This window comes from Embleya sp. NPDC020630 (assembly GCF_044334985.1).
GTDB lineage: Bacteria > Actinomycetota > Actinomycetes > Streptomycetales > Streptomycetaceae > Embleya.
On record NZ_JBIRUB010000002.1, the window covers coordinates 470,928 to 496,841 of the forward strand.

Here is a 25,914-nt window from a genome sequence, read left to right on the forward strand (position 1 = left end):
AGTTCGGCCGAACGGTCGGCTCCCGCCGCGGGGTACTCCTCCGCGGCGGGACCGGCCCGGCCCACCCGGCGCGGCCCGCCGGCGGTCCCCCGTCGCCGGCTCCGCGCTCTCGCCACGTCCTGCCACCGGGCCGGACGGGCCGGAGACCCCCGACACCGAACCACGGGAAGGCAGCTGTGTCAGCCTCCAAGGCAGACGCGGTGGTCGCGACACCTACGCAGCCCCCGCGCAAGCAGGCACCATCGGGTGCCAGACGCGCATCGAAGCCCCCACGCAAGCCGTCGGGGATCGTCAAGTCGGTCACCCCATACCTTCTTGTCGCGCCCGCGATTCTCGGGATCGCCTTCCTGCTGTTCTATCCGGTGGTCCGGAACGTCATGTTGTCGTTCCAGCATTACCGCTTCAAGCAGCTGATCTCGCGGTCGGCCGATTATGTCGGCTGGGAGAACTACCAGGCCGTCTTCAAGGACGACGAATTCTGGGAGGTCACCCGGCGGACCTTCTATTTCACCGCGATCAACGTCGTGGCGATCATGGTGATCTCCACGCTGTGCGCGCTGATGCTGATGAAGCTCGGCAAGGCCATGCGCATCGTGGTGCTGATCGGCCTGGTCGCCGCGTGGGCGACCCCGGTGATCGCGGCCACCACGATCTTCAAGTGGCTCTTCCGCTCCGACAACGGCGTGGTCAACTGGGCGCTGGTCAAGCTCGGCTTCGACTACGAGGGCTACACCTGGTTCGCGCACGGAACCTCCACCCTGACCGTGGTCACCCTGCTCATCGTGTGGCAGTCGATTCCCTTCGCGACGCTGACCCTCTACGCCGGGCTGACCACCGTGTCGACCGACGTCTACGAGTCGGCCCGACTCGACGGCGCCGGTCCGGTGCGCATCTTCAGCTCGATCACCTTCCCGATCCTGCGCCCGATCTTCGCGCTGGTGACGTCGCTGGAAGTGATCTGGATCTTCAAGTCGTTCGCCCAGATCTGGGCGATCGCGGGCGAGAACGGGCCGATCAACGACGTCCGCACGCTGCCCGTGTACGCGTACCAGCAGGGCATGTCGCTCAAGTTGTTCGACATGGCCGGCGCGATCTCCACGATCACCGTGCTCATCCTCGTGGTGATGCTCGTCTTCTACTTCCGTCAGATGTTCAAGCAGGAGCGGGAGGCCGACAAGTGAAGGCGCGCACCCTGAAGCGGATTCCGCTCAACATCGCGGCGCTGCTGGTCTTCGCCGTGTCGATCTTCCCCGTCTACTGGATGATCCTCACCGCGTTCAAGCCGGCCAAGGACATCCAGTCGTCGACGCCGAAGTTCCTGCCGAGTTCGATCTCGTTCCACAACTTCGACACCGCGGTCAACACGCCGCACTTCTGGGACTACTGGCGCAACAGCCTGCTGGTCGCGGGCTGCGGCGTGCTCCTGGCGCTGGTCGTGGCGTGCTTCGCCGCGTTCGCGGTGGCGCGTATGCACTGGAAGGGCCGGGCGCCCTTCATCCTCATGGTGTTCATCGCGCAGATGGCGCCGTGGGAGGCGCTGATGATCCCGATGTACCTGATCGCGCGCGACAACGACCTGCTCGACTCGCTGCCGATGCTCACCGCGATCTACTTCGTGATGACGCTGCCCTTCTCGATCGTGACCCTGCGCGGCTTCCTCGGGGGCATCCCGGTGGAGCTGGAGGAGGCCGCCCGGGTGGACGGCTGTTCGCGCTTCACCGCGTTCCGCAAGGTCGTCTTCCCGCTGCTGGCCCCGGGTCTGCTCTCCACCTCGCTGTTCGGCTTCATCACCGCGTGGAACGAGTTCGCGTTCGCCAACGCGCTGCTGCTGAACAAGCCGGAGCAGCGCACGCTGCCGACCTGGCTCAACTCCTTCAGCAACGGGCTCACCATCGACTGGGGCGCCATCATGGCCGCCTCCACCCTCTTCATGCTTCCGGTGCTTGCGATCTTCCTGGTCTTGCAGGGCAAGGTCACCGGCGGGCTCACCTCCGGCGCGGTAAAGGGCTGATCAACCATGTCCGAACGTCTCGAGCGCCTGGCGCTCGCCGTCCTGCAGCCCGGTTTCGACGGCCTGACCGCGCCCGGGTGGCTGCGCCACCGGATCGCCGGCGGGCTGGGCTCGGTGGGCCTGTTCGGTCGCAACGTCGCGACCCCCGAACAGGTCACCGCCCTGACCGAGGAGCTGCGCCGGGAGAACCCCGACCTCATCGTCGCGATCGACGAGGAGGGCGGCGACGTCACCCGGATACACGTGAACACCGGCAGCCGCTGGCCGGGCAACCTGGCGCTGGGCGTGGTGGACGACACCGCGACCACCGAGGCGGTCGCGCGCGGGCTCGGGCGCGAGCTGGCCGCGTGCGGCGTCAACCTCAACTGGGCCCCGTCGGCCGACGTCAACTCCAACCCGGACAACCCGATCATCGGCGTGCGGGCCTTCGGCGCCGAGCCCGACCTGGTCGCGCGGCACACCGCCGCGTACGTCACCGGGCTCCAGGCGGCCGGCGTGGCCGCGTGCGTCAAACACTTCCCCGGACACGGCGACACCGCGATCGACTCGCACCACGGCATGCCGCTGGTGGACGTCTCGCGCGAGACGCTGGCCGCCCGGGAGCTGGTGCCGTTCCACGCGAGTATCGCGGCCGGCACCAAGGCGATCATGAGCGCGCACATCCTGCTGCCCGCGTACGACACCGAACTGCCCGCGACGTTGTCCCGGAAGATCATGACCGGGCTGCTGCGCGAGGAACTGGGCTACACCGGCCTGATCGTCACCGACGCCATCGAGATGGGTGCGATCGCCGACACCTACGGCATAGCCGACGGCACCGTCCGCGCGATCGCGGCCGGTGTCGACGCGGTGTGCGTGGGCGGCGGGCTGTGCGACGAGGACACCGTGCTGCACCTGCGCGACGCGCTGGTGGACGCGGTGCGCGAGGGCCGGCTCGCCGAGGAGCGGCTGGTCGACGCGGCCGGGCGGGTGCACGCGCTGGCCGCGTGGGCCAAGGTCGGCGCGGCCGAGCCGGTCGACTACGCGCTCGGGCTCGACGCGGCCCGCCGCGCGGTCCGGGTGACCGGTACGGTGACCCCGATCGACCGGCCCGCACACGTGGTGGAGCTGTCCCCCACCGCCAACATCGCGGTCGGCGAGCAGACCCCGTGGGGCCTGGCGCCGGTGCTGGCCGAGGCGCTGCCCGGGACCACGGTCACCCGAGCCCGGGCCGCCGAGCCGGGGCTGATCGACGAGGTGCTGCGCGCGGGGGCGGACCGTCCCCTGGTGCTCGTGGTGCGCAACCTGGAGCACCACGTCTGGGCGACCGAGATCGTGGCGGGCCTGCTCGCCGCGCGGCCGGACGCCGTCGTGGTCGAGATGGGCATCCCCGGAGCTGCCACTCCGGGCGCCGCCCATCTCGCCACGCACGGCGCCGCCACCGTGTGCGGGATCGCCGCCGCCGAGATCCTGACCGGCCGTCGGCTCGCCTGACGGCATCCCTCGACCAGGGGGCCGGACGCCCGGTATCCGTTCGACACCGAGCGTCCGGCCTCCGTGAACCCGCCCGACACCGGGAAACCGGACACTGGGGAGGCGGGCGTTCCCGGGCCCCGGCCCGCGGATCCGCCCGACCTCCGCATCCGTATGTGGAAACCGAATCAGCACATGGAATCAACGGAAGGCCGCACCATGTCCGCCACCGACGACCGTGACGTCCTGGCACCGAACCGGGGCACCATCATGTCCGCCGAGATGGCGGAGCAGCCTGCCGTGCTGCGCCGGATCCTGGCCGAGGGCGCGCCCTCGATCCGCGCCGTCGCGGCCGAGATCGCCGCGCGCAACCCGCGGTTCGTGCTGCTGACCGCGCGGGGCACCAGCGACAACGCCGCGTTGTACGCGAAGTACCTGATCGAGGTGCTGCTCGGCAAGCCCGCCGGGCTCACCTCCATGTCCACGACCACGGCGTACGGCGCAGAGCCGGACCTGACCGACTGCCTGGTGATCACCGTCTCCCAGTCGGGCGGCTCGCCCGACCTGGTGGCCTCCACCGAGGCGGCCCGCAAGGCCGGCGCGATCACCCTCGCGGTGACCAACAACGCCGACTCGGCGCTGGCCGCGGTCTCCGAGTTCCACATCGACGTGCTGGCCGGCCCGGAGAAGGCGCTGCCCGCGACCAAGACGTACACCGCGGAACTGCTCGCGCTGTACCTGTTCGTCGAGGGCCTGCGCGGCGGCGACACCTCGCCGGCCGACCAGCTGCCGGCGCTGGCGCAGGACGTGCTGGACCGCCGCGAGGAGGTCGCCGAGCTGGCGCAGCGCTACCGCTTCGCGCAGCGCCTGGTGATCACCTCGCGCGGCTACGGCTACCCGACGGCGCGCGAGGCCGCGCTGAAGATCATGGAGACCAGCTACATCCCGGCCCAGCCGTTCTCCGGGGCGGACCTGCTGCACGGGCCGCTGGCCATGGTCGACAACGTCAGCCCGGTGATCGCGGTGGTGCCGGACGGCAAGGGCGGCGACGCCCTCCAGCCGGTCCTGGAGCGGCTGCGCGGGCGCGGTGCGGACCTGATGGTGATCGGCAACGCGGACCAGGTCGGTCGGGCCTCGGCGGGCTTCGTGCTGCCGGAGGGTGTGGCCGAGGAGGTGCAGCCGATCCTGGAGATCATTCCGCTGCAACTGCTGGCGTACGAGGTCACCATGGCCCGCGGTCTCGACCCGGACGCCCCTCGGGCGCTGGCGAAGGTGACCGAGACGCGCTGACGTCGACGACCGGGGGCGGCCCGGGACGCGCTCGGCGAGGGCGCGTCGCGGGACCGCCCCGGGGCCGGAAAGCGCGGCCCGAACGTGCAAAAGCCCCCGACCCGGACCGGGTCGGGGGCTTTTGCACGTCGCGGGGTGGGGGTGGTCAGGCGGTGGTGGCCTCGTAGGCGACCACTCCGCCGATCCAGGTCTTGAGGATCGTCCACTCGTCGCTCCACCAGACCAGGTCGGCCGTGGCGCCGGGGGCGATGCGGCCGAGGTCGGTGCGGCCCAGGGCGTCGGCCGGGACCCGGGTCGCGGAGGTGAGCACCCGCGCCGGCGGGTTGCCCAGGCCGATCAGGTTGCGCACGGCCAGGTCCAGGGTCAGCGCCGAGCCGGCGATGGTGCCGTCGGGGTTGCGCGGCACGTCGCCCTCGACCAGGGTCACGTCCACGTCGCCGAGCCGGTAGCGGCCGGGCGGCATGCCCGCGGCCGCCATCGCGTCGGTGACCAGCGCGGTGCGCTCGCCCGCCACGCGCAGGACCAGCGAGCAGACCGGGCCCACCACGTGGTGCAGGTCGGCAATCAGGCCGGGGGTCAGGCGCGGGTCGCTCAGCGCCGCGCCGACCACACCCGGCTCGCGGTGGCCCAGGCCGCGCTGGGCGTTGAACAGGTGGGTGACCATGGTCGCGCCCGCGTCCGCGGCGGCGGACATCTCGGCGGCGGTCGCGTCCGTGTGTCCGGCCGAGACTCGGATCCCCGCGGCGACGATGCGTCGAATGGCCTCGAGCGCACCGGGAAGTTCGGGGGCCAGGGTGACCAGCGTCAGCGCCTCGCGGACGGCGTCGTCCAGGAGCAGCCGGTCGATCAGTTCGGGAGTGGGCTCGCGCAGGTACTCCGGCGGGTGGGTGCCGACCCGGGCGGGGGACAGGAACGGCCCCTCCAGGTGCACGCCCAGGTCGCGCGCGATGGGCTCCGTGGCGAGCTTGGCGCGCAACTCCGCGGCCCGTACGAGGGCCGCGGTGAGGGTGTCCAGGTCGCCGGTGATGAAGGTCGGGCAGAAGGCGGTGACCCCGGTCGACGGGAGCCGGGCGGCGACCTCACGCCAGGCGGTCGCGTCCGCGGCCACGAAGTCGTGTCCGAACGCGCCGTTGAGCTGCACGTCGATCAGGCCGGGCGTGAGCACGCCGTGCGGCAGCCGGAGCGTGTCGGGGCGGCCGGGTCCCTCGGTGACGCCGGTGATCCGGCCCTGCTCGACCCCCACCTCGGCCGGGCCCACGAGCTTCCCGTCCACAAGCACGCGAGGTGCCCCTATGCCGGCCACGCGTGCCCTTCCTTCCCTGCGGGACCGCTACGCGGCCGAACGTTCGGCGGCCTCCCGGTGCGGGCCGGGAGGCCGCCGCCCATTTTGGTTCAGACCAATCCCAGTTGTCTAGACCAATGTCGAGGGACATGACACGTATACCGGTTGTTATCGGGTCACGAAGTGGCGTATCGCAGTGCCGTCAGGGCCCGCTCCAGATCGGCCGGCGTCAGGTCCGCGCGGGCCGCGAGACGCAGTCGGGAGATGCCGTCGGGCACCGACGGCGGACGGAAGCAGCCGACCCGGACCCCGGCCTGCGCGCAACGCGCGGCGGTGTCGAACGCGAGCTGAGCCTCGCCGACGAGCACCGACGTCACCGCGCCCTCGGGCTCGGTCGCACGCAGCCCCGCCTCCCGGGCGCCGGCCGCGAGCGCGCGCGCGTTCGCCCGTACCCGCGCGGTCAGATCCGGCTCCGCGCGCAGGATCCGCAGCGCCTCCAGGGCCGCCGCGACGCTCGCCGGAGCCAGCCCGGTGTCGAAGATGAACGACCGGGCCGCGTCGACCAGGTGCTCGACCACCCGGCGCGGACCCAGCACCGCGCCGCCCTGCGCGCCCAGCGCCTTGGACAACGTCGCGGTCAGCACCACGTCGTCGGCCCCCGCGAGCCCGGCCGCGTACACCGCGCCCCGGCCGCCCGCGCCGACCACGCCGAGCCCGTGCGCCTCGTCCACGAGCAGGACGGCGCCATATCGCCGTGTGACGGCCGCGAGCTCCGCGAGCGGGGCGATGTCCCCGTCGACCGAGAAAACCGCGTCCACGGCCACCAGGGCCCGTTCCTCGGCCCGTTCCGCCAGCACCCGGGCCACCGCCTCGACGTCGCAGTGCGGGGTGATCGCCACCCGGGCCCGGGACAGCCGGCACGCGTCCACGATCGAGGCGTGGTTGATCGCGTCCGAGACGACCAGTCCGCCCTTGCCGATCAGGCCGCAGATCACCCCGAGGTTGGCCAGGTAGCCGGAGGAGAACACCAGCGCCGCCTCGGCCCCCATGTGCTCGGCCAGCTCCGCCTCCAGCGCGGCGTGCAGCGTCGTGGACCCGGTCACCAGGCGCGACCCGGTCGACCCGCCGCCCCAGGTGCGCAGCGCGCGTACGCCCGCCTCGATCACCCGTGCGTCGCGGGTCAGCCCCAGGTAGTCGTTTCCGGCCAGATCCAGCCCGTCGACCGTCGCCTCGCGCGGGCGCAGCCGGCGCCGCAGCCCCGCCTCCTCCCGTTCCTTCTCCCGCAGGTCCAGCCAGTCGAGCGGATGACCGCCGCCGGGGAGGGGCCGGCCGGGCGTGGGCGATTCGGTGGACATCCATACCTCACGGGTGCGGCGGAGTGGGGCGGCCAGGATCGCAGGCCGGGTGGAAAGTACGCTGCGCGTGTGCCCTCCATGAACGATCTCGTCCACCGCCACGGCGCACTGTCCGCCGCCGACCTGGAGTGGCTGCACCTGCTGGTGTCCGAGTGGCAGCTGCTCGCGGATCTGTCCTTCGCCGACCTGGTGCTGTGGGTGCCCACCGACGACGAGCAGTACGTGGCGGTGGCGCAGATGCGGCCGAACACCGGCGCCACCTCGCACCAGGACGACCTGGTCGGCGACTTCGTCCCGCGCGGCCGGCGGCCGATGCTGGACGCCGCCCTCGACGAGGGACGCATCGTGCGCGAGGGCGACCCGGAGTGGCGCGACGACGTGCCCGTGCGGGTCGAGGCGATCCCCGTCTCCCGCGAGGGGCGGGTGATCGGGGTGATCGCGCGCAACACCAACCTGCTCACCGCGCGCACCCCCAGCCGGCTGGAACTGACCTATCTGCAAAGCGCCGCGGACCTGGCGCAGATGATCGCCGCAGGGACGTTTCCGCATGCGGGCGAGCTGCTCGACATGGACGCCTCGCCGCGTGTGGGCGACGGCCTGATCCGGCTCGACGCCGACGGCATCGTGCAGTACGCCAGCCCCAACGCGCTCTCCGCCTACCACCGCCTCGGCCTGAGCACCGACCTGGTCGGCTGCCACCTCGGCCGGATCACCGCCGAACTGGCCCCGCACGAGGGACCGGTCGACGAGGCGATCTCCGCCGTCGCCAGCGGTTGGGCGCCGCGCGAGACCGAGGTCGAGACGCCGGCCGCGGTGGTGCAGCTGCGGGCGATCCCGCTCAAGCCGCGCGGTCAGCGGATCGGCGCGATCATGCTGCTGCGCGACGTGACCGAATTGCGCCGTCGCGAACGCGAGCTGATCACCAAGGACGCGACCATCCGGGAGATCCACCACCGGGTGAAGAACAATCTCCAGACGGTGGCCGCGCTACTGCGCCTCCAGGCTCGCCGGATGGACGCGCCACAGGCCCGCGCCGCGCTCGAGGAGGCGGTGCGCCGGGTCGGCTCGATCGCGATCGTGCACGAGACGCTGTCCCAGACGCTGGACGAGCGGGTGGACTTCGACGAGATCGCCGACCGGGTGTTGTCCATGGTCACCGAGGTCGCCGCGTCCTCGTTGCGGGTACGCACCGCCCGGCACGGCAACTTCGGCGAACTGATCGCGGAGACCGCCACGCCGCTGGCGATGGTGTTGACCGAGCTGCTGCAAAACGCCCTGGAGCACGCGTTCGAGGACCCGGCGTACGCGGAGCGGGTCAACACCCTGGAGGTGCACGCGGAGCGGTGGGCGGAACGACTGCTGATCACCGTCACCGACGACGGGATCGGCCTGCCCGACGACTTCGATCCGCAGACGTCCGGCAATCTCGGCCTGCAGATCGTGCGCACCCTCGTGGGCAGCGAACTCGCGGGCCGTTTCGACATGGTGCCGAATCCGGCCGGCGGCACGATCGTCAGGCTGGACGTACAACTGCGCCGGCGCCGCTGAGCGCCGCCGCCGAATCTTGGATCGGTTCGGATCCCGCGTAAGCGAGGAACACCCGCACGAGAAAAAGCAGTTGCCCCGCCTCGGTCCGATCGGACCCCGGCGGGGCAACTGCGGTAAAGCTCTTTTGTTTTCCGGCGATCCAAGTCTCCGGAGAGTTCAGCCCGTCGTGGTGATCAGGCGGAGGCGCGAGCGCGGTTGCGGGCGGCGCGGCGCTTGAGAGCGCGACGCTCGTCCTCGCTCAGACCGCCCCACACACCCGCGTCCTGACCGGACTCGAGAGCCCAGCCCAGGCACTGCTCCATCACGGGGCAACGGCGGCAGACCGCCTTCGCCTCCTCGATCTGAAGCAGAGCGGGACCGGTGTTGCCGATCGGGAAGAACAGCTCCGGGTCTTCGTCACGGCAGGCAGCAACGTGGCGCCAGTCCATGCGGTCCAACTCCTCGTGGGTCAGCAAGGGCTTCCGGCCCCGCTGTGGCTTGTGAATGTGAACGCTTTCACGAACCCCCCGACAAGCATGGGGCCGACGGAGTCGGTCCCCAGGTTTGGCAGTGGATTCGGGCGGTGAAGATGACCTTTCGGCCACGTCCCTGCCGCCTCGTAGAGCCTTACAAACCTCGGCCGCCGATACAACCCCCTTGGGCCAGGATTTTTTAAATCATCGGTGTCGACTAGGTCACACCACTACATCGAAGGGATGAACGGGGTATTCGCGTTCGAGTGAAAGGCCAAAAGGCCCTTCCACTCACACAATCACACGCAGTGCACGGGGAACCCCCCTGAAGGTCACACTCCGATGTTCTCCCAGATGGTCCCCATCGACCTGAAGGGAAACAGGTTCTTCAGCCCGAAGAGTGAACGCATCGCAGTCGTGCAGGGACACGACGTGACGTCCGTGTGGAGCATTACCCGTGGAGCCCAGCATCTGGGCCAGATGGCGCAATGTGGGCAGTGTTGTCATCCGGGTGAGCGCGAAGAGGTCCAATCCGGTGTCATATGACGCTTGCGGACAGGGATTCAGCGGCCGATCGCGCAAAAACGTCCACGGGACCGTGTTCTGGACTATGCCGAGGCAGATTCCCCCGATCGGGTCCATGCCCGGGACCTCCAGCGTGAGCGGCCCGTTCCTGCGGGCGTCCCGACCGCCGAGGAAGTGGTGCATCGCGGAGCGTACGTACAACCCGGGGGTGGCCCGCCGGCCGCCGGCCCGGCGGTGCTCCACCCGTCCGACCACATCGGCGTCGAAGCCGAGCCCGGCGCAGAACAGGAACCAGCGCTCGTCGGCCAGGCCCAGGCCGATCTCCCGACTACGACCCGCGCGCAGCGCGTCGAGCAGCAGGCCGGTCGCCTCGACCGGGTCGTTGGGCAGTCCGAGCGAGCGGGCGAAGACGTTGGTACTGCCGCCCGGGACCACCGCCACCGCCGGCAGCGAGGGGGCCGGCCCCGCCGCCAGGAGTCCGTTGGCCACCTCGTTGACCGTGCCGTCGCCGCCGAGCGCGATCACCAGGTCGATGCCGTCGTCGGCCGCCTGTCGGGCCAGCTCCGCGGCATGGCCGCGGTGCTCGGTGCTCACCACGTCGAGCTTGAGGTCGCCGCCGAGCGCGTGTGCCAGCACGTCGCGGGTCCGCTCACTGGTGGTCGTGGCCTTGGGGTTCACGACGAGAAGGGCACGCATGACGACAGGGTATCTACCGGCGGGTAGGACGCCCCCGGCCCGGAGCACACCGGCCCGAGGTTACAGTCTTGGGGTGACCGAGAGCCCTTCCGCCCAGGACCAGCCGGACCCCGCCGGGGCCCTCCCGCTCACCTGGCGCATCTGTACCGCGGTGGTCGGTGTCGAGGCGTTCGCGCTCCTCGGCTACGCCCTCTACCTGACCTTCCGCAGCGAGTTCGGCCATCCGACCAACTCGTCGGAGGGCGTGGCGATCGGCATCTACCTGCTGATCCTCGCCGCCGGGATAGTCGCCGCCTTCGTCGGCATGGTGCGCGGCCGGCGCTGGAGCCGATCGCCGGCGATCACCGCCAATCTGATCGTGGTCGGCATGGGTTGGTATCTGATCAAGGCGGATCAGATGGCGATCGGGATCCTGACGATGATCGTGGGCGCGGCCACCATCGGCACGCTCGCCACCCCCGGGATGTACAAGGCCCTCGAAACGCGGCACCAGGCCCGGCGGGCCTGAGCGCGCGGACACCGGCTCGACGAAGCGGGCGGCCCCGGACCGACATCGGTCCGGGGCCGCCGCACTTCCACGCCCGCGCGCACCCGGTGTAACCGGTCCCGCTCCGGTGCTACTCCTCGACCAGCAGGCGCTCGCGCAACTGCGCGAGCGTGCGCGCCAACAGCCGCGAGACGTGCATCTGGGAGATGCCGACCTCCTGCGCGATCTGGGACTGGGTCATGTTGCCGAAGAAGCGAAGCAGCAGGATCTTCTTCTCCCGCGGCGGCAACTGCTCCAGGAGCGGCTTGAGCGACTCGCGATACTCGACCCCCTCCAGCGCGTCGTCCTCGGCGCCCAACGTGTCGGCGACGGCCGGCGAATCGTCGTCGGTGTCCGGCACGTCCAGCGACAGCGTGCTGTAGGCGTTGGCCGATTCGAGGCCTTCGAGCACCTCCTCCTCGGAGATCCCCAACTGCACGGCGAGTTCGGCGACCGTGGGGGACCTGCCGTTGCGCTGGGACAACTCGGCGGTGGCCGAGGTCAGCGCGAGCCGCAGCTCCTGGAGTCGGCGCGGCACCCGTACCGCCCAGCCCTTGTCCCGGAAGTGCCGCTTGATCTCGCCGACGATGGTCGGCGTCGCGTAGGTCGAGAACTCGACCCCACGATCCGAGTCGAACCGGTCCACCGACTTGATCAGGCCGATGGTGGCCACCTGGATCAGGTCGTCGAGCGGCTCGCCGCGATTGCGGAACCGGCGGGCGAGGTGCTCGACCAGCGGCAGATGCATCTCCACCAGTCGATCGCGCACCGCGGCCCGGGCCGGCGGATCCGATTCCAGCTCCGCCAACCGCGCGAACAACCCCCGCGCGACCTCGCGGTCGTGGGCGTGGCGTTCGGAACCGGCCCGCCGCCGATTCGGCACCGCGGGACCCGTGGGCCCGGCGGCTCCGGCAGGCTGCGCCGACCCCGCCGCCTCGACGCCACCGTCCATCGTCATACTCGCGTCGCTCACCATGCCCTCACCCTCCCCTCGGCCGCGCCCGGCGGCCTCGTCGGGTGAGGCCGCGCTCGGCTGCGGTTCGTTGGCCGCGCCTTCAACACCACTGCTCACGTCTGCTCCGGCCCGCCACCGCGCTTCTTGTGCAGGCTGATGGCGACCACCTTGTCGTCACTCACCGTGGCGTCCACCTCGCCGGCCAGCGCCGACAGGACGGTCCAGGCGAACGTGTCGCGCGCGGGTGTTCGACCGTCGGTGGTCGGCGCGGACACGGTCACGTGCAACGCGTCGCCCACCAGGTTGAACACGCAGGAGAGGATCCCGCCGGCCACCGCCTGATCGAGCAACATCGCGCACGCCTCGTCCACCGCGATGCGCAGATCCTCGATCTCGTCCAGGGTGAAGTCGAGGCGGGCCGCGAGGCCCGCCGTGGCGGTGCGCAGGACGGAGAGATAGGCACCTTCGGCAGGCAGTCGGACCTCGACGAAGTCACGCTGCCCGGTGCCGGCTTCGTCCGCGGTGTGTGCGGATCGCTGGGACACCCTCACCTCCAAGGTGCTGCTGTGGGTGGCCGCCGGAGGCGGTCACCACCGATGTCGGGGAACCCCAGCGACGCTACCGCGCCGGCCGACAACTGTCGTCATCGATGCGCGAACGTGGGCGGGAACGACCGGGGAGCCGTCCACCCGACGCTACGTCACGATATGTGATTTGACGAGTACGTAGTGTACCCGACTTCGGTAATTTCGCACCGGGAGATCAAGCCGTCCATGTACATGTCCCACAGTCGACGGCGCGCCAACCCGCAAATGTCAGGTATGTCGGTCGGGCTGCGGCTCCCGGGCCCGGCGTCTGGCCCGGTACAGGGCCACGTTGGCGCGCGAGGTGCAGCGGTCCGAACAGTGCCGGCGGGAGCGATTTGCGGACATGTCCAGGAACACGTTCCGGCACGGGAGGGCCTGGCAGACGCCGAGTCGGTCGATACCGTGCGTAGTCAACTGCACGGCCAGGCCCATGCCGGCGATGGCGGCGAAGCCCTCGGCCGCGCCGACCGCGTCGCCCGCCAGGTGTAGATGCCACGGACTGGCGTCGTGGCCGGTCAGACGCGGATGTACGGGGAATTCGGCGAGCAGTCCGTTCAGCGTCGCCACCGCGTCCGCCTCGCGTCCGGCCGCGGCGGCCGTGAAGACCGCGCGCAGGCGGGTGCGGACCGAACGCAGCCGGGCCACGTCACCGTCGGTCACCCGGGACGGGATCCGCCGAACGGGTGCGATCAGCGCGGGCACGTCGTCGGGGGAGCGCAGCAGATCCTCGCCGCGGGCCGGCTGTTCGGTGTTGACCAGGCGGACCGCGTGCTCGGCATACGCGGAGAGGTCCAACGGCTGCCCTTCCTCGCGCGGACGATTCGGCGCGCGATTCGCCCGGAACGACCCGACGGATGTGGCGGCGGTTACTGTCAGCGTACCGCCCGTGGCACTAGCGTCTGGGCCGGGTGCACCAGGGTCTGACGGTCCATCACAAAAAGGTGGTAATCGGTTCATCGCCCCGGCGTACCCCCGTTCGGGGGGTGTGCCAAAATCGGCGTCACGGGTGACCCCCGTACCCTCAGCCGGATCATGTGCGCTGCACGAAGCGCCGATGCCGCTGAGGTAGGCAGCCGGCGCTCGCGCTCCGAGAGCTGCACTTCCACTGAGCAATGTCGATGAAGTCGATAAGAGGGGTCACTGTGGCAGCGGAGATCATCCCGACGGACAGCATGGCGACGGACGAACTCGATCCGGTCTTCGCCCTGCACCGGGGCGGGAAAATGGAAGTTCGCTCGACCGTCCCGGTGCGCAACCGCGACGACCTGTCCCTGGCCTACACGCCCGGTGTGGCACGTGTCTGCACGGCCATCGCGGAGAACCCGGAGCTGGTCCACGACTACACGTGGGTGTCCAACACGGTCGCGGTCGTCACCGACGGCACCGCCGTGCTCGGCCTGGGCGACATCGGCCCGGCCGCCTCCCTGCCGGTGATGGAGGGCAAGGCGATCCTGTTCAAGCAGTTCGGCGGCGTCGACGCGGTGCCGATCGCGCTCGACTGCACCGACGTGGACGAACTGGTGGACACCATCGCCCGGCTCGCGCCCTCGTTCGGCGGGATCAACCTGGAGGACATCAGCGCCCCGCGCTGCTTCGAGGTCGAGCGCCGGCTCCAGGAGCGGGTGTCCATCCCGGTCTTCCACGACGACCAGCACGGCACCGCGATCGTCGCGCTGGCCGCGCTGCGCAACGCGGCCACGGTGACCGGGCGCGGCCTCGGCGACCTGCGCGCGGTCATCTCGGGCGCGGGCGCGGCGGGCATCGCGATCGCCAAGATCCTGATCGAGGCGGGCATCGGCGACCTGTGCGTGGTGGACAGCCGGGGCATCGTGCACGAGGGACGCGACGACCTGACGCCGATCAAGCGGATGATCGCCGAACTGACCAACAAGGCCGGGCTGCGCGGCGGCATCGAGGTCGCGATGAAGGGCGCCGACGTCTTCCTCGGGGTCTCCGCGGGCAAGGTGGCCGAGGAGGTCGTGGCGACGATGGCGCCCGAGGCGATCATCTTCGCTATGGCCAACCCGAACCCGGAGATCGACCCGGACCTCGCGCACAAGTACGCGGCCGTGGTCGCCACCGGGCGCAGCGACTACCCGAACCAGATCAACAACGTCCTGGCCTTCCCGGGTGTGTTCGCCGGCGCGCTGTCGGTGCGCGCCAAGCGGATCACCGAGGGGATGAAGGTGGCCGCCGCCGAGGCGCTGGCCGCGGTCGTCGCCGACGAGCTGGCGCCCGACCGGGTGATTCCGTCGCCGTTCGACGAGCGGGTCGCGCCGGCGGTGACCAAGGCGGTGGCCGAGGCCGCGCGCCGGGACGGTGTGGCGCGCATCTGAGCCGCGGTCCGTGGATCGGTGATCGTCCGACGGCTCCTCGCCGACCGTTCGACGATCGACGCGCGGCCACGGCTGCCGAGAGCCGAGGGGCCCACCCGGGCGGGTGGGCCCCTCGGCTCGTCGCCGGCGTCAGTAGGGTGCCTGCATGTTTGCCGTGAGTGCCGTGCGCATCGATGCCCAGGACCCGCTGTCCGGTCTCCGGCTCGGGGAACGACCCGAGCCCGGCGCGGACGGGGCACTGCCGCCGGGATGGACGACCGTCACGGTCAAGGCCGCCTCGCTGAACCACCACGACCTGTGGTCCCTCAAGGGCGTGGGCATCACCGAGAAGCAGCTGCCGATGATCCTGGGCTGTGACGCGGCCGGGATCGACGAGGACGGCAACGAGGTCGTCGTGCACTCGGTGATCGGCGGGCTCGGGACGGACGAGCCCCGGTCGATCCTGACCGAGCGCTACGACGGCACCTTCGCCGAGAAGGTCGCCGTACCGCGCTGGAACCTGCTGCCCAAGCCGGCCGAACTGAGCTTCGAGCAGGCGTGTTGCCTGCCCACGGCGTGGCTGACGGCGTATCGGATGTTGTTCACCAACTCGGGAGTGCGGCCGGGCGGCACGATCCTGGTCCAGGGCGCCGGCGGCGGGGTGGCCACCGCGCTGGTGGTGCTCGGGAAGGCGGCCGGGTACCGCGTGTGGGTGACCAGTCGGGACGAGGCCAAGGGCGCGCGGGCGGTGGAGCTGGGCGCGGACGCGGCGTTCGCCTCGGGCGCGCGGTTGCCCGAGCGGGTGGACGCGGTGATGGAGACGGTCGGCGCGGCCACCTGGTCGCACTCGATCAAGAGCCTGAAGCCGGGCGGCACGATCGTGATCTCCGGCGCCACCTCGGGCGACCGGCCGCCGGCCGCGGAGTTGACCCGGATCTTCTTCAACGAACTGCGCGTGGTCGGTTCGACGATGGGCGACAAGGACGAACTCGCGGGGCTGCTTCGGCTGTGCGCGCATGGTGGGGTGCGGCCGGTGATCGACTCGGTGCTGCCGTTGCGCGAGGCGGTGGAGGGGTTTCGGCGGTTGGCGGAGGGCGAGTTGTTCGGGAAGATCGTTTTCGCTGTTTGATTCGGTTGATTCGGCTGTTGGTTGCCGGTTGCCGGTTGCCGGTAGTTGGTTGCTTGGGTTGTTTCGGAAGGACCTTCGGATGCCGTTGTCCCGTCGCCGTGTGCTTGCCCTGGGGGCCGGTACGGGGGTGGTCGCGGTGTCCGCGGGCCTGCTCGCCGGCTGTGGCGGGCGCGAGTCGCGGTCGGGGGGCACGCTCGTGGTGGGCCTGCCGCGGCTGCCCGACGTGCTCAATCCGGTGCACTCGACGGCCGAGGCGACCCGGTGGATCGCCGACCCGGTGGTCGAGGCGCTGTACACCTACCGGGACGACACCACGATCGGGCCGGTGCTGGCCGCGGCCGATCCGCTGATCGCGCCGGACGGGTTGAGCTGGACCGTGCGGCTGCGGGCGGATGTGCGCTTCCACAACGGGGATCCGTTCACCGCCGAGCATGTGGCGGCGTGTCTGCGTCGGGTGAACGATCCGGCGACGGCGGGGGACTGGGCCCCGTGGCTGGCGGGGCGGTTCGGGGCGATCGAGGCGCCGGACGCGCGGACGGTGCGGATCGAGCTGCCGCGTGCGTTCGGGGCGCTGCGGGCGTTCCTGGCCTGTCTGCCGATCCCGCATCAGGCGAGCCTGGGGGATCCTCGGGCGCTGGTGGGCACCGGGCCGTTCCGGCTGGCGAGCGCGGACGGCGGTGCGGTCGTGTTGCGCCGGGACGCCGGGTATCGGGACGAGGCCGCGCCGGCGGACGCGTGGGAGTTCCGCGCCTCGGCCGATCCGGTGGCCGATCTGAAGGCGCACCGGCTCGCGGTGTACCCGCACCCGACGCCCGATCAGGCGCGGCGGTTGCGCAAGGCGGACGACACGTACGTGCAGACCGCGAGCGGGCCGGCCGACCTGGTGGTGCTGCCGAACCTGCGCCGGCCGCCGTTCGACGACGTCGCGGTGCGGCGGGCGCTGGGGTTCGGGATGGATCGCACCCGGGTGCTGCGGGACGTGTACCGGGGCGACGCGGTGATCGGGCAGGGGCCGCTGGGTCCGGGCAACGAGGGGTGGGACCCGGAGTACACCCCGTACGGGCGGGGGGTCAGCCCGACCGCGTCGCCGAAGCCGAGTCCGAGCGCGACGGCGGGGCCGACGGTGGAGCCGGAGCGGGTCACCGCGATGTTGGGCGAGGCGCCGGTGCCGTTGCCGCGGGACGGTGTGCGGTTCACGCTGCTGGCGGTGGTCGGGGATGCCGGGGAACTGCCGGAGGTGGCACGGGTGTTGGCCGAGGGGTGGAACCGGGTCGGGTTCACCGTCGTGGTCGAGCAGGTGGACGCGGCGACGTGGGCGGCGCGGCGGCGGGTCGGTGACTTCGACGCTGCGCTGGTGGACCGGCGCGGGTCGGGGTACGCGGTGGGGCGCACGGGCTTCGCGGCGTTGGCGCCGGCGGTGTCGACCGGGGGCGAGAGCACGGGGTATGTGAACCCGGAGCTGGATCGGCTGGTCGAGGAGGCGGGGGCGACGCCGGACAACGCGCGGCGGGCGCGGCTCACGCGGGTGGCGGGCGAGATCGTCGCGCGGGACGCGGTGGTGCTTCCTCCGGTGTATCCGAAGGTCGTGGTGGGGCGGACGGGGCGGGTCGAGTCGGTGAACACGCGCGCGCTGGCGGCGGGGCGGTTGTCGCTGGCGCGGCTGCATCGCCGGGGGTAGGGGCTTCGGGGCGGGGCGGCCCGGGGCGGTGGGGCGCTGGAGTGGCGTGGTGCGCGGAGCAGGGCCGGGATCGGGACGTGGGCGGGCGTCGGGGTCGTGTCGGCGGCGTTGCTTTTTGTTGGGCGCTTCGCGGGACGTACGTCAAGCGCGACCAGGACGCCGAGGTCGACGGGCCGGGCCGGCCCACGCAATGCCGAAGCCCCGCCCGTGGCCACGTGGTTCGGGTGGGGCTTCGCGTGTTTCAGCCGATGGTGCCGGACCACGGCAAGTCGTTGCGCCCGCTGCTGCCAAATCACGGGAACTGCTACCAGTTGTCGAGACCATCGGGGGTGCAGTAAGAGGGCGTGCACGATTCCGTGCCAGAGGGGTCACAGTCGTTCGTGTCGTCGGGCTGACACGCCACGTCGGCGCGGGCCGGGATTCGGGCCACGGCGGCGCACCACTCGGGTCCGCCCACGATTTCCGCGAGCGGCCGATCCCGAACGGTGAGCACGGGCATGAACCGCGAGAGAACACACAGAGCGAGCGAGCCGTCCGGCCGTACGGCGGCGCGATCGGTTCCGCAGCGTCCGCACAGCGTGTCCGGCGTCGGTGTGACACCGGGCAGGGCTGCCGGCCGACGGACCGCACATGATCGACACCGATCCGGGCGGGGTCGATGCCCGACTCGATCAGCTCGGCGCGAGCTTCGGCCCTGTTGTCGACACCGCGCACGGTCTGACGCTCGCCCCTCGAAGCTCCGTCACCACCTCCGACGGGTGGCGGGGCTTCGTCTTGCCCTATGCGGCTCGCGCGTGCCCGTAGTCGCATGCGCGGAAGTGCTGACGTTCCTGCCATTGGCGCGTATCCGGGTCGCACGCTCGCGCGCCATGAGCCGGAAGGCGCGCCCTTGGCCCGGTGCCACTACCCGACGCGGACACCGCCGAAAGATTGGTCAAGGGAACGCAAAAAAGCCCCCGCCGGAGCGGGGGCGATCTTGCTAGCGGGCTATCCGCGGCGCCGGGATCGCGCGCGGCGTTTTTTCGCGCCGCGGTTCACGATCCGGCCCGGGCAGTACGGCCATCGCGAAGATCATCAGCAGCACCGCGACCACGGCGTCCATCCAGTAGTGGTTCGCGGTCACCACGACCACGAGCAGCGTGATCGCCGGATGCAGCCACATCGCCCAGCTCGCGATCTTGCGACCGGTTCCGGCCGCGCGCCAGACCGAGGCCACCCCGAGCGCGACCACCACCGCCCAGCCCACATGCAGCGACGGCATCGCGGCGAACTGGTTGGCGATCTTGGCGCCGGCGCCGGCGTACGGCGAGTCGCCCGCGTCCATCCCCGTGTCGGTGAAGCCCGGCATCTTCCGCGGCGGCGCCAGTGGCACCAGGATGTGGATGATCAGCGCGGCGCCGGTCATCATCGCCAGGATGTTGCGCACCCACTTGTAGTGCTCGCGATGGCGGATCCACAACCACAGCAGGAACCCGACGGTCGCCGGGAAGTGCACGTAGGCGTAGTACTTGTTGCAGAACGTGATGGCCGCGTGCGACTGCATGAACCAGTGCTGGATCGACGCCTCGTCGGGCAGTCGCAGGTCCTGCTGCATGGTCAGCAGCTGCTTCGCGTTCGAGAAGGCGGTGGACGTCTCGCCCGAGGCCAGCCCGCGACCGAGCTTGTACACCCCGAACAGCAGCGCGACCAGCAGCAGCTCGCGGGCCGCGTCCTTGATCGTGCGCATCCGGCGGGCCTTGGCCGCGGCCGCCTCGTCCGGAACCGTCGCCGCCCCGCCGGCCTTCGTCACCGACCCCGCCTGCGTGGTCGGCGGCGACTGCTCGCGCCCCTCGACCTCGTGGGAGGGATCCTCCGTGACGTTGCCCTTCACCACGTCCCCCAAGCTGTCGGTTGAGCCGTCGGTCGGCCGATTCGATCGGATCCGTCACCACCCGGGTCGTGGACCACTCCCCGGATCCGCGCGGCGGATCGAGGGGTGCGTTGTCCGGCGGCAACGCTTCAGCCAGGGTAGACGGATCAGGTTAGACCGATCCTCCCCCTGAAGTACCAATCGGGGCCGGCTCGCGGGGGGTACCTCGGTACCTTGTCCCGGCCCCTTCTCCTCTGGACGTCGTAGGGGGTCTCCCCGGTTCGGGCGAGCCTGGCCAACTCGCGCACACCGCCCGCCGACGGTACGTAGGCTGCGGGTATGACCGACGCGACGGGGGAAAAGCGGCTCGTACTCGTGGTCGAGGACGAGCCCATGATCGCCGACGCGGTGGCCGCCCGGCTCCGGGCGGAGGGGTTCGGCGCGATCACCGCGCCCGACGGCCCCTCGGCGCTGACCACGGCCGCCGGCACCCGTCCCGATCTGGTCGTGCTCGACGTGATGTTGCCCGGCCTCGACGGCCTGGAGGTGTGTCGCCGGCTCCAGGCGCTGCACCCGGGGCTGCCGGTGCTGATGCTGACCGCGCGTGACGACGAGACCGATCTGCTCGTCGGCCTGGCGGTGGGCGCCGACGACTACATGACCAAACCGTTCTCGATGCGCGAGCTGGTGGCCCGGGTGCACGTGCTGCTGCGCCGGCTGGAGCGGGCCGAGGCGGCGGCCCGGGCGGTCTCCCCCGAGGCCGCGCTCCAGTTGGGCGTGCTGCGGATCGACCGCACCCAGCGCCGGGTCCGGCTCGGCGTCGACGAGGTGCACCTGACCCCGACCGAGTTCGACCTGCTGGTCTGCCTCGCCTCACGACCACGGGCGGTGCTCTCGCGCGAGCAGTTGTTGGCCGAGGTGTGGGACTGGGTGGACGCGTCCGGGACGCGCACAGTGGACAGCCATGTGAAGGCGTTGCGCCGTAAACTCGGCGCCGAGTGGATCCGCACCGTCCACGGTGTGGGCTACGCGCTGGAGGCACCGTCCTGAACACCGCCGACCTCCGCCCCGTGCGGTCGCGCCGCCTGCGGCTCGGCCGCGGCAACCTGCGGCCGCTGGATCGATTGCGCTCGATCAAGGCCAAGCTGGGCGTGCTGGTGATCGCGTCCGTCTTCGTCTCGACGCTGCTGATCATCCTGGGGCTGCGGGCCGAGGTGCGGTTTCGGTACATGCTCGTGTTCACCTCGCTGGCCTGCCTGGCGGTCACCCTCGTGCTCGCGCACGGGATGACCTCGCCGCTGCGCGAAATGACCGCCGCCGCGCAGGCGATGGCGCGCGGCGACTACTCGCGCCGGGTACGCGCGACCTCGCGCGACGAGGTGGGCCGGCTCGCCGGCGCGTTCAACCACATGGCGGCCGACCTGGAGGCGGTGGACCGACACCGCCGTGAGCTGGTCGCCAACGTCTCGCACGAGTTGCGCACGCCCATCTCCGCCCTGCACGCGGTGCTGGAGAACCTCGTGGACGGCGTGCAGAAACCCGATCCCGACACGCTGGGCCTCGCGCTCACCCAGACCGCGCGATTGGGCCGACTCGTGTCACAACTTCTCGACCTTTCCCGACTGGATTCGGGGGCGGTCCCGCTCCAGGCGCGCGAATTCGCCGTACGGCCCTTCCTGGTCGCGCTCACCCAGGAGACCGGGGCGCTGGGCGGCGACGTTCGCTTCGAGGTCGACGTCCAGCCGGTGGAGCTGACCGCACGGGCCGACCCCGAGCGGCTGCATCAGGTTGTTACCAATCTGGTGGCCAACGCCTGCCGGCACAGCCCGTTCGGTGGCACGGTGAGTCTGCACGCACGACGCGACGACGGCATCGGCAGCCTGCGCCTGGAGGTCCTGGACGAGGGTCCGGGAATTCCGTCCGCCGAGCGCGGCCGGGTGTTCGAACGTTTCACCCGCGGCGGCGGAAGTTCGTCCACCGACGGGGGAACCGGACTCGGGCTGGCGATCGCCCGCTGGGCCGTGGATCTGCATGGGGGTGATATTTCCGTAGCCGAATCGAGCCATGGGTGCCGAATCCGAGTGCTCCTGCCCGGTGACCCGACGTAATCGGGTGATCGGCCACTAACTGCACGGGACGATCCCGACATGACGTTCCGTGACCACCAATACGGCGGGAAGCAACAAACGCGACTAAACAGTCAACCGTTTGTGATCTACGCGACGCGGAGGCCGAGGGGCCTGCGCGACACCGGTCAAAGGGCGTAGCCTTGTTTCCCGCTGTCCACCACCCCAGGAAGCGGAAGAGGGCGGTTGCCGCCGTGTCGTCACAGTCCCCTAGCAACCCGATGGCCAGCTTCGGCCCCAACGAGTGGCTCGTCGACGAGATTTACCAGCAATATTTGCAAGATCCCAACTCGGTGGATCGTGCTTGGTGGGACTTCTTCGCCGATTACAAGCCCAGCGAGTCGTCGACGCCGTCGACGTCCGCCGGTCAAGCCACCGTGGCAAGCCCGAGCGGCCCCACACCAGTGAGCGGTACCACGAACAACTCTGGAAGCATCCCCGCGCCGAGCACGGCGCAACCCCCGGTGTCGGCGGCGATTTCGTCGACCGCGACGGGGACGACGACTCCGGCCCCGGCCCCGAGCCACCCGATGATGACGACCGGTGTACAGGACGCGGCGCCTTCGCCGACTCCGATCCCGGCCGGCACTCCGGCCCAGCCCGCGCCCGCGAAGGCCGCCCCCGCGAAGGCCGCCCCCGCGGCGCCGGCCAAGCCGCCGGTCGCCAAGGCGCCCGCCGCGCCGAAGCAGCCCACCGCGTCCCCCGAGGCCGTCCAGCTCAAGGGCCCGGCGGCACGTGTCGCGATCAACATGGACTCGTCGCTCACTATTCCGACCGCGACCAGCGTGCGGGCCGTACCGGCCAAGCTGCTGATCGACAACCGGATCGTGATCAACAACCACCTCAAGCGTGCTCGCGGTGGCAAGGTCTCGTTCACCCACCTCATCGGCTACGCGCTGGTCCAGGCGGCGAAGTCCATGCCGTCGATGAACCACGCGTACGAAGAGCGTGACGGCAAGCCCTTCCTGGTCAAGCCGGCCCACGTCAACCTCGGTCTCGCGATCGACCTGACGAAGGCCAACGGTGACCGCCAGCTCGTGGTGGCGGCCATCAAGAAGGCCGACGAGATGGACTTCTTCGCCTTCTGGCAGGCGTACGAGGACATCGTCCGGCGGGCCCGGTCGAACAAGCTCACGGTGGACGACTTCGCCGGAGTGACGATCTCGCTGACCAACCCGGGCGGCATCGGCACCGTGCACTCGGTGCCGCGCCTGATGCCCGGTCAGGGCACGATCGTCGGCGTGGGCGCGATGGACTACCCGGCGGAGTTCGCGGGGGCGTCCGCGGACACCCTCTCCCGCCTCGCGGTCAGCAAGACACTCACGCTGACCAGCACCTACGACCACCGCATCATCCAGGGCGCCCAGTCGGGCGAGTTCCTGCGTCGGATGAACCAGCTGCTGCTCGGCGAGGACTGCTTCTTCGAGGAGATCTTCCGTTCGCTGCGCATCCCGTACGAACCCGTGCGCTGGGTGCAGGACATCTCCGCGACACACGAGGACGACGTCAACAAGACGGCACGTGTGCAGGAGCTGATCCACTCCTACCGGGTCCGCGGCCACCTGATGGCCGACACCGACCCGCTGGAGTACAAGCAGCGCCGGCACCCGGACCTCGACGTGGTCGAGCACGGGCTGACGTTGTGGGACCTGGAGCGCGAGTTCGCGGTCGGCGGCTTCGCGGGGCAGTCGCTGATGACGCTGCGCGACGTGCTGGGCGTGCTGCGGGACACCTACTGCCGCACCGTCGGCATCGAATACATGCACATCCAGGACCCGGACCAGCGCCGCTGGATCCAGGAGCGGGTGGAGGTGCCGCACGCCAAGCCGGACCGCGAGGACCAGCTGCGCATCCTGCGCCGGCTGAATGCGGCGGAGGCGTTCGAGACCTTCCTGGCCACCAAGTACGTCGGCCAGAAGCGCTTCTCCCTGGAGGGCGGCGAGACCACCATCCCGCTGCTCGACGCGATCATCTCGGCGGCGGCCGAGGACGGCCTGGACGAGGTCGCGATCGGCATGGCGCACCGCGGCCGGCTGAACGTGCTGACCAACATCGTCGGCAAGTCGTACGCGCAGGTCTTCCGCGAGTTCGAGGGCAACATCGACCCCAAGTCGATGCACGGCTCGGGCGACGTCAAGTACCACCTCGGCGCCGAGGGCACGTTCTCTTCCGAGGACGGCGCCCAGGTCAAGGTCTCCCTGGTGGCGAACCCCTCGCACCTGGAGGCGGTCGACCCGGTCCTGGAGGGCGTCGTGCGCGCCAAGCAGGACATCATCGACATGGAGGGCGCCGACTTCCCGGTCCTGCCGCTCCTGCTGCACGGCGACGCCGCGTTCGCGGGTCAGGGCGTGGTCGCCGAGACGCTCAACATGTCGCAGCTGCGCGGCTACCGCACCGGCGGCACGATCCACGTGGTGATCAACAACCAGGTCGGCTTCACCGCCTCCCCGGCCGCGTCCCGCTCGTCCATCTACGCGACCGACGTCGCGCGGATGATCGAGGCGCCGATCTTCCACGTCAACGGTGACGACCCCGAGCAGTGCGTGCGGATCGCGCAGCTCGCGTTCGAGTACCGGCAGACGTTCCACAAGGACGTGGTGATCGACCTCATCTGCTACCGGCGCCGGGGTCACAACGAGGCCGACAACCCGTCGTTCACCCAGCCGCTGATGTACGACCTGATCGACAAGAAGCGTTCGGTGCGCAAGCTCTACACCGAGGCCCTGATCGGTCGTGGCGACATCACGGTGGAGGAGGCCGAGCAGGCGCTCAAGGACTACCAGGACCAGCTGGAGAAGGTCTTCTCCGAGGTCCGGCAGGCCACCGCGCCGCAGGCCCCGCAGGTGGCCCCGGCCGCCCCCGCGGCCGACATCGCCTTCCCGCGGATCGACCCGACCGGCATCGCGCACGAGACGGTCAAGCGGATCGTCGAGTCGCAGGTCTCGCTGCCCGAGGACTTCGCCGTACACCCGCGCCTGCAGCCGCAGTTGCAGCGTCGGGCGGCGATGGTCGAGGACGGCACGATCGACTGGGCGATGGGCGAGACGCTGGCGTTCGGTTCGCTCCTGATGGAGGGTCGCCCGGTGCGGCTCGCCGGTCAGGACAGCCGGCGCGGCACCTTCGGCCAGCGGCACTCGGTCCTGGTGGACCGCACCTCGGGCGCCGAGTACACCCCGCTCGCGCACCTGTCCGAGGACCAGGCCAAGTTCACCGTGTACGACTCGCTGCTCAGCGAGTTCGCCGCGATGGGCTTCGAGTACGGCTACTCGCTTGCCCGGCCGCAGTCGCTGGTGTTGTGGGAGGCGCAGTTCGGCGACTTCGCCAACGGCGCGCAGTCGATCATGGACGAGTTCATCTCCTCCGCCGAGCAGAAGTGGCACCAGCACTCCGGTGTGGTCCTGCTGCTTCCGCACGGCTACGAGGGCCAGGGCCCGGACCACTCGTCCGCGCGCATCGAGCGCTACCTGCAGATGTGCGCGCAGAACAACATGACGGTGGCCGCGCCGACCCTGCCGAGCAACTACTTCCACCTGTTGCGCTGGCAGGCGCTCAACCCGCACCACAAGCCGCTCGTGGTGTTCACCCCGAAGTCGATGCTGCGCCTGAAGGCCGCCGCGTCGAAGATCGAGGAGTTCACCACCGGGCAGTTCCGGCCGGTGATCGGGGACACCACGGTGGACCCGGCCAAGGTCAAGCGCGTGGTCATGTCCTCCGGCAAGTTCCACTACGACCTGGCCGCGGGCCGGGCCAAGGCGGGCCGCGACGACGTCGCGCTGGTCCGCGTGGAGCGGCTCTACCCGCTGCCGGTGGCCGAGCTGAAGGCGGAGCTGGAGCGCTACGGCCTCGACCGCTACGGCAAGGACCTTGAGCTGGTCTGGGCCCAGGAGGAGCCGACCAACCAGGGCGCGTGGCCGTTCATCGCGCTCAACCTGGTCGAGTACGGCCTCCCGGCGCCGCGGCGGATCGCGCGTCCGTCGTCCTCGTCGCCGGCGGTCGGTTCGGCCAAGCGGCACGAGGCCGAGCAGCAGGGTCTGGTCGAGGAAGCGATGAGCTGATCCACGGCTCGTAGGTCGATTCACCGGCTCCGCCCCGGCGCACGTACGATGCGCGCCGGGGCGGAGCCGCGTTCGGCGGTGGA

Annotated in this window: 21 protein-coding genes; 13 read left to right on the plus strand and 8 right to left on the minus strand. The window is 70.7% G+C overall.

Annotated features, from left to right (window positions below; translation table 11 throughout):
- The first annotated feature begins 176 nt into the window (after positions 1–176).
- The 4 genes from ACH4XV_RS08305 (at position 177) to ACH4XV_RS08320 (ending at position 4,753) form a co-directional block, all read left to right on the plus strand.
- A complete protein-coding gene (locus ACH4XV_RS08305) occupies positions 177–1,181 on the plus strand; it encodes a carbohydrate ABC transporter permease (RefSeq protein WP_395787680.1) in 1,005 nt (334 codons plus the stop codon).
- Positions 1,178–2,011 carry a carbohydrate ABC transporter permease gene (locus ACH4XV_RS08310; RefSeq protein WP_395787682.1) on the plus strand — a complete coding sequence of 278 codons (834 nt, stop codon included), beginning with the start codon at positions 1,178–1,180 and terminating at the stop codon, positions 2,009–2,011. Before ACH4XV_RS08305 ends, ACH4XV_RS08310 begins: the two co-directional genes overlap by 4 nt.
- 6 nt (positions 2,012–2,017) lie before the next feature.
- Positions 2,018–3,484, plus strand: a complete 1,467-nt coding sequence (locus tag ACH4XV_RS08315; protein ID WP_395787684.1) for a glycoside hydrolase family 3 protein — start codon at positions 2,018–2,020, stop codon at positions 3,482–3,484.
- Positions 3,485–3,682: 198 nt separating this feature from the next.
- Positions 3,683–4,753 (plus strand): SIS domain-containing protein, encoded by a 1,071-nt coding sequence (locus ACH4XV_RS08320; RefSeq protein WP_395788644.1) that lies wholly within the window; start codon positions 3,683–3,685, stop codon positions 4,751–4,753.
- 145 nt (positions 4,754–4,898) lie between these two features.
- Here ACH4XV_RS08320 and nagA read toward each other — a convergent pair whose 3' ends face one another.
- Positions 4,899–6,032, minus strand: a complete 1,134-nt coding sequence (gene nagA, locus ACH4XV_RS08325; protein WP_395787685.1) for an N-acetylglucosamine-6-phosphate deacetylase — start codon at positions 6,030–6,032, stop codon at positions 4,899–4,901.
- A 179-nt stretch (positions 6,033–6,211) separates the two neighbouring features.
- The gene (locus ACH4XV_RS08330; RefSeq protein WP_395787687.1) at positions 6,212–7,390 is read right to left on the minus strand and encodes an 8-amino-7-oxononanoate synthase; all 1,179 of its coding nucleotides are present in this window, start codon (positions 7,388–7,390) and stop codon (positions 6,212–6,214) included.
- 78 nt (positions 7,391–7,468) lie between these two features.
- Here ACH4XV_RS08330 and ACH4XV_RS08335 point away from each other — a divergent pair, with 78 nt between their 5' ends.
- On the plus strand, positions 7,469–8,938 hold the full coding sequence (locus ACH4XV_RS08335; protein ID WP_395788646.1) for a histidine kinase N-terminal domain-containing protein: 1,470 nt from the start codon (positions 7,469–7,471) through the stop codon (positions 8,936–8,938).
- A 173-nt stretch (positions 8,939–9,111) separates the two neighbouring features.
- Here the strand turns inward: ACH4XV_RS08335 and ACH4XV_RS08340 are convergent, their stop codons facing one another.
- Together ACH4XV_RS08340 and ACH4XV_RS08345 are read right to left on the minus strand one after the other, a co-directional pair.
- On the minus strand, positions 9,112–9,366 hold the full coding sequence (locus tag ACH4XV_RS08340) for a WhiB family transcriptional regulator (protein WP_020557388.1): 255 nt from the start codon (positions 9,364–9,366) through the stop codon (positions 9,112–9,114).
- 315 nt (positions 9,367–9,681) lie between these two features.
- A complete protein-coding gene (locus ACH4XV_RS08345; RefSeq protein WP_395787689.1) occupies positions 9,682–10,611 on the minus strand; it encodes a diacylglycerol/lipid kinase family protein in 930 nt (309 codons plus the stop codon).
- A gap of 73 nt (positions 10,612–10,684) precedes the next feature.
- On the opposite strand from ACH4XV_RS08345, the gene ACH4XV_RS08350 reads away from it, so the two are divergent.
- Entirely contained in the window at positions 10,685–11,119 is a 435-nt protein-coding gene (locus ACH4XV_RS08350) for a hypothetical protein (protein WP_379994807.1), read from the plus strand.
- 109 nt (positions 11,120–11,228) lie between these two features.
- On the opposite strand, the gene ACH4XV_RS08355 is transcribed toward ACH4XV_RS08350, so the two are convergent.
- The 3 genes from ACH4XV_RS08355 to ACH4XV_RS08365 form a co-directional block, all read right to left on the minus strand.
- A complete protein-coding gene (locus tag ACH4XV_RS08355) occupies positions 11,229–12,113 on the minus strand; it encodes an RNA polymerase sigma factor SigF (RefSeq protein ID WP_395788648.1) in 885 nt (294 codons plus the stop codon).
- Positions 12,114–12,205: 92 nt separating this feature from the next.
- On the minus strand, positions 12,206–12,649 hold the full coding sequence (locus ACH4XV_RS08360) for an anti-sigma regulatory factor (RefSeq protein WP_379994809.1): 444 nt from the start codon (positions 12,647–12,649) through the stop codon (positions 12,206–12,208).
- A 258-nt stretch (positions 12,650–12,907) separates the two neighbouring features.
- Positions 12,908–13,474 (minus strand): CGNR zinc finger domain-containing protein, encoded by a 567-nt coding sequence (locus tag ACH4XV_RS08365; RefSeq protein ID WP_395787691.1) that lies wholly within the window; start codon positions 13,472–13,474, stop codon positions 12,908–12,910.
- A gap of 377 nt (positions 13,475–13,851) precedes the next feature.
- Between ACH4XV_RS08365 and ACH4XV_RS08370 the strand changes: the two genes are divergently transcribed.
- From ACH4XV_RS08370 to ACH4XV_RS08385, 4 genes are all read left to right on the plus strand, one after another.
- On the plus strand, positions 13,852–15,015 hold the full coding sequence (locus tag ACH4XV_RS08370; RefSeq protein ID WP_395788650.1) for an NADP-dependent malic enzyme: 1,164 nt from the start codon (positions 13,852–13,854) through the stop codon (positions 15,013–15,015).
- Positions 15,016–15,160: 145 nt separating this feature from the next.
- Positions 15,161–16,123: a zinc-binding dehydrogenase gene (locus ACH4XV_RS08375; protein ID WP_395787693.1), complete on the plus strand. Its 963-nt coding sequence runs from the start codon at positions 15,161–15,163 to the stop codon at positions 16,121–16,123.
- 79 nt (positions 16,124–16,202) lie between these two features.
- A complete protein-coding gene (locus ACH4XV_RS08380) occupies positions 16,203–17,801 on the plus strand; it encodes an ABC transporter substrate-binding protein (protein ID WP_395787695.1) in 1,599 nt (532 codons plus the stop codon).
- Positions 17,802–18,431: 630 nt separating this feature from the next.
- Entirely contained in the window at positions 18,432–18,605 is a 174-nt protein-coding gene (locus tag ACH4XV_RS08385; RefSeq protein ID WP_395787697.1) for a hypothetical protein, read from the plus strand.
- Between the two features lie 175 nt (positions 18,606–18,780).
- Here the strand turns inward: ACH4XV_RS08385 and ACH4XV_RS08390 are convergent, their stop codons facing one another.
- Positions 18,781–19,674 carry a phosphatase PAP2 family protein gene (locus ACH4XV_RS08390; RefSeq protein ID WP_395787699.1) on the minus strand — a complete coding sequence of 298 codons (894 nt, stop codon included), beginning with the start codon at positions 19,672–19,674 and terminating at the stop codon, positions 18,781–18,783.
- Positions 19,675–19,989: 315 nt separating this feature from the next.
- Here ACH4XV_RS08390 and ACH4XV_RS08395 point away from each other — a divergent pair, with 315 nt between their 5' ends.
- From ACH4XV_RS08395 to ACH4XV_RS08405, 3 genes are all read left to right on the plus strand, one after another.
- Positions 19,990–20,700, plus strand: a complete 711-nt coding sequence (locus tag ACH4XV_RS08395) for a response regulator transcription factor (RefSeq protein ID WP_078975482.1) — start codon at positions 19,990–19,992, stop codon at positions 20,698–20,700.
- A gap of 20 nt (positions 20,701–20,720) precedes the next feature.
- Positions 20,721–21,758 carry an ATP-binding protein gene (locus ACH4XV_RS08400; protein ID WP_395787701.1) on the plus strand — a complete coding sequence of 346 codons (1,038 nt, stop codon included), beginning with the start codon at positions 20,721–20,723 and terminating at the stop codon, positions 21,756–21,758.
- 239 nt (positions 21,759–21,997) lie between these two features.
- On the plus strand, positions 21,998–25,831 hold the full coding sequence (locus ACH4XV_RS08405) for a multifunctional oxoglutarate decarboxylase/oxoglutarate dehydrogenase thiamine pyrophosphate-binding subunit/dihydrolipoyllysine-residue succinyltransferase subunit (protein ID WP_395787703.1): 3,834 nt from the start codon (positions 21,998–22,000) through the stop codon (positions 25,829–25,831).
- Positions 25,832–25,914 lie beyond the last annotated feature (83 nt).

Coding starts and splice junctions, on each gene's coding strand:
- ACH4XV_RS08315 (WP_395787684.1), top strand. CDS start 2,018: ATGTCCGAACGTCTCGAGCGCCTGGCGCTCGCCGTCCTGCAGCCCGGT.
- ACH4XV_RS08320 (WP_395788644.1), top strand. CDS start 3,683: ATGTCCGCCACCGACGACCGTGACGTCCTGGCACCGAACCGGGGCACC.
- ACH4XV_RS08330 (WP_395787687.1), bottom strand. CDS start 7,390: ATGTCCACCGAATCGCCCACGCCCGGCCGGCCCCTCCCCGGCGGCGGT.
- ACH4XV_RS08335 (WP_395788646.1), top strand. CDS start 7,469: ATGAACGATCTCGTCCACCGCCACGGCGCACTGTCCGCCGCCGACCTG.
- ACH4XV_RS08340 (WP_020557388.1), bottom strand. CDS start 9,366: ATGGACTGGCGCCACGTTGCTGCCTGCCGTGACGAAGACCCGGAGCTG.
- ACH4XV_RS08345 (WP_395787689.1), bottom strand. CDS start 10,611: ATGCGTGCCCTTCTCGTCGTGAACCCCAAGGCCACGACCACCAGTGAG.
- ACH4XV_RS08355 (WP_395788648.1), bottom strand. CDS start 12,113: ATGGTGAGCGACGCGAGTATGACGATGGACGGTGGCGTCGAGGCGGCG.
- ACH4XV_RS08370 (WP_395788650.1), top strand. CDS start 13,852: ATGGCGACGGACGAACTCGATCCGGTCTTCGCCCTGCACCGGGGCGGG.
- ACH4XV_RS08375 (WP_395787693.1), top strand. CDS start 15,161: ATGTTTGCCGTGAGTGCCGTGCGCATCGATGCCCAGGACCCGCTGTCC.
- ACH4XV_RS08380 (WP_395787695.1), top strand. CDS start 16,203: ATGCCGTTGTCCCGTCGCCGTGTGCTTGCCCTGGGGGCCGGTACGGGG.
- ACH4XV_RS08385 (WP_395787697.1), top strand. CDS start 18,432: ATGATCGACACCGATCCGGGCGGGGTCGATGCCCGACTCGATCAGCTC.
- ACH4XV_RS08395 (WP_078975482.1), top strand. CDS start 19,990: ATGACCGACGCGACGGGGGAAAAGCGGCTCGTACTCGTGGTCGAGGAC.
- ACH4XV_RS08405 (WP_395787703.1), top strand. CDS start 21,998: ATGGCCAGCTTCGGCCCCAACGAGTGGCTCGTCGACGAGATTTACCAG.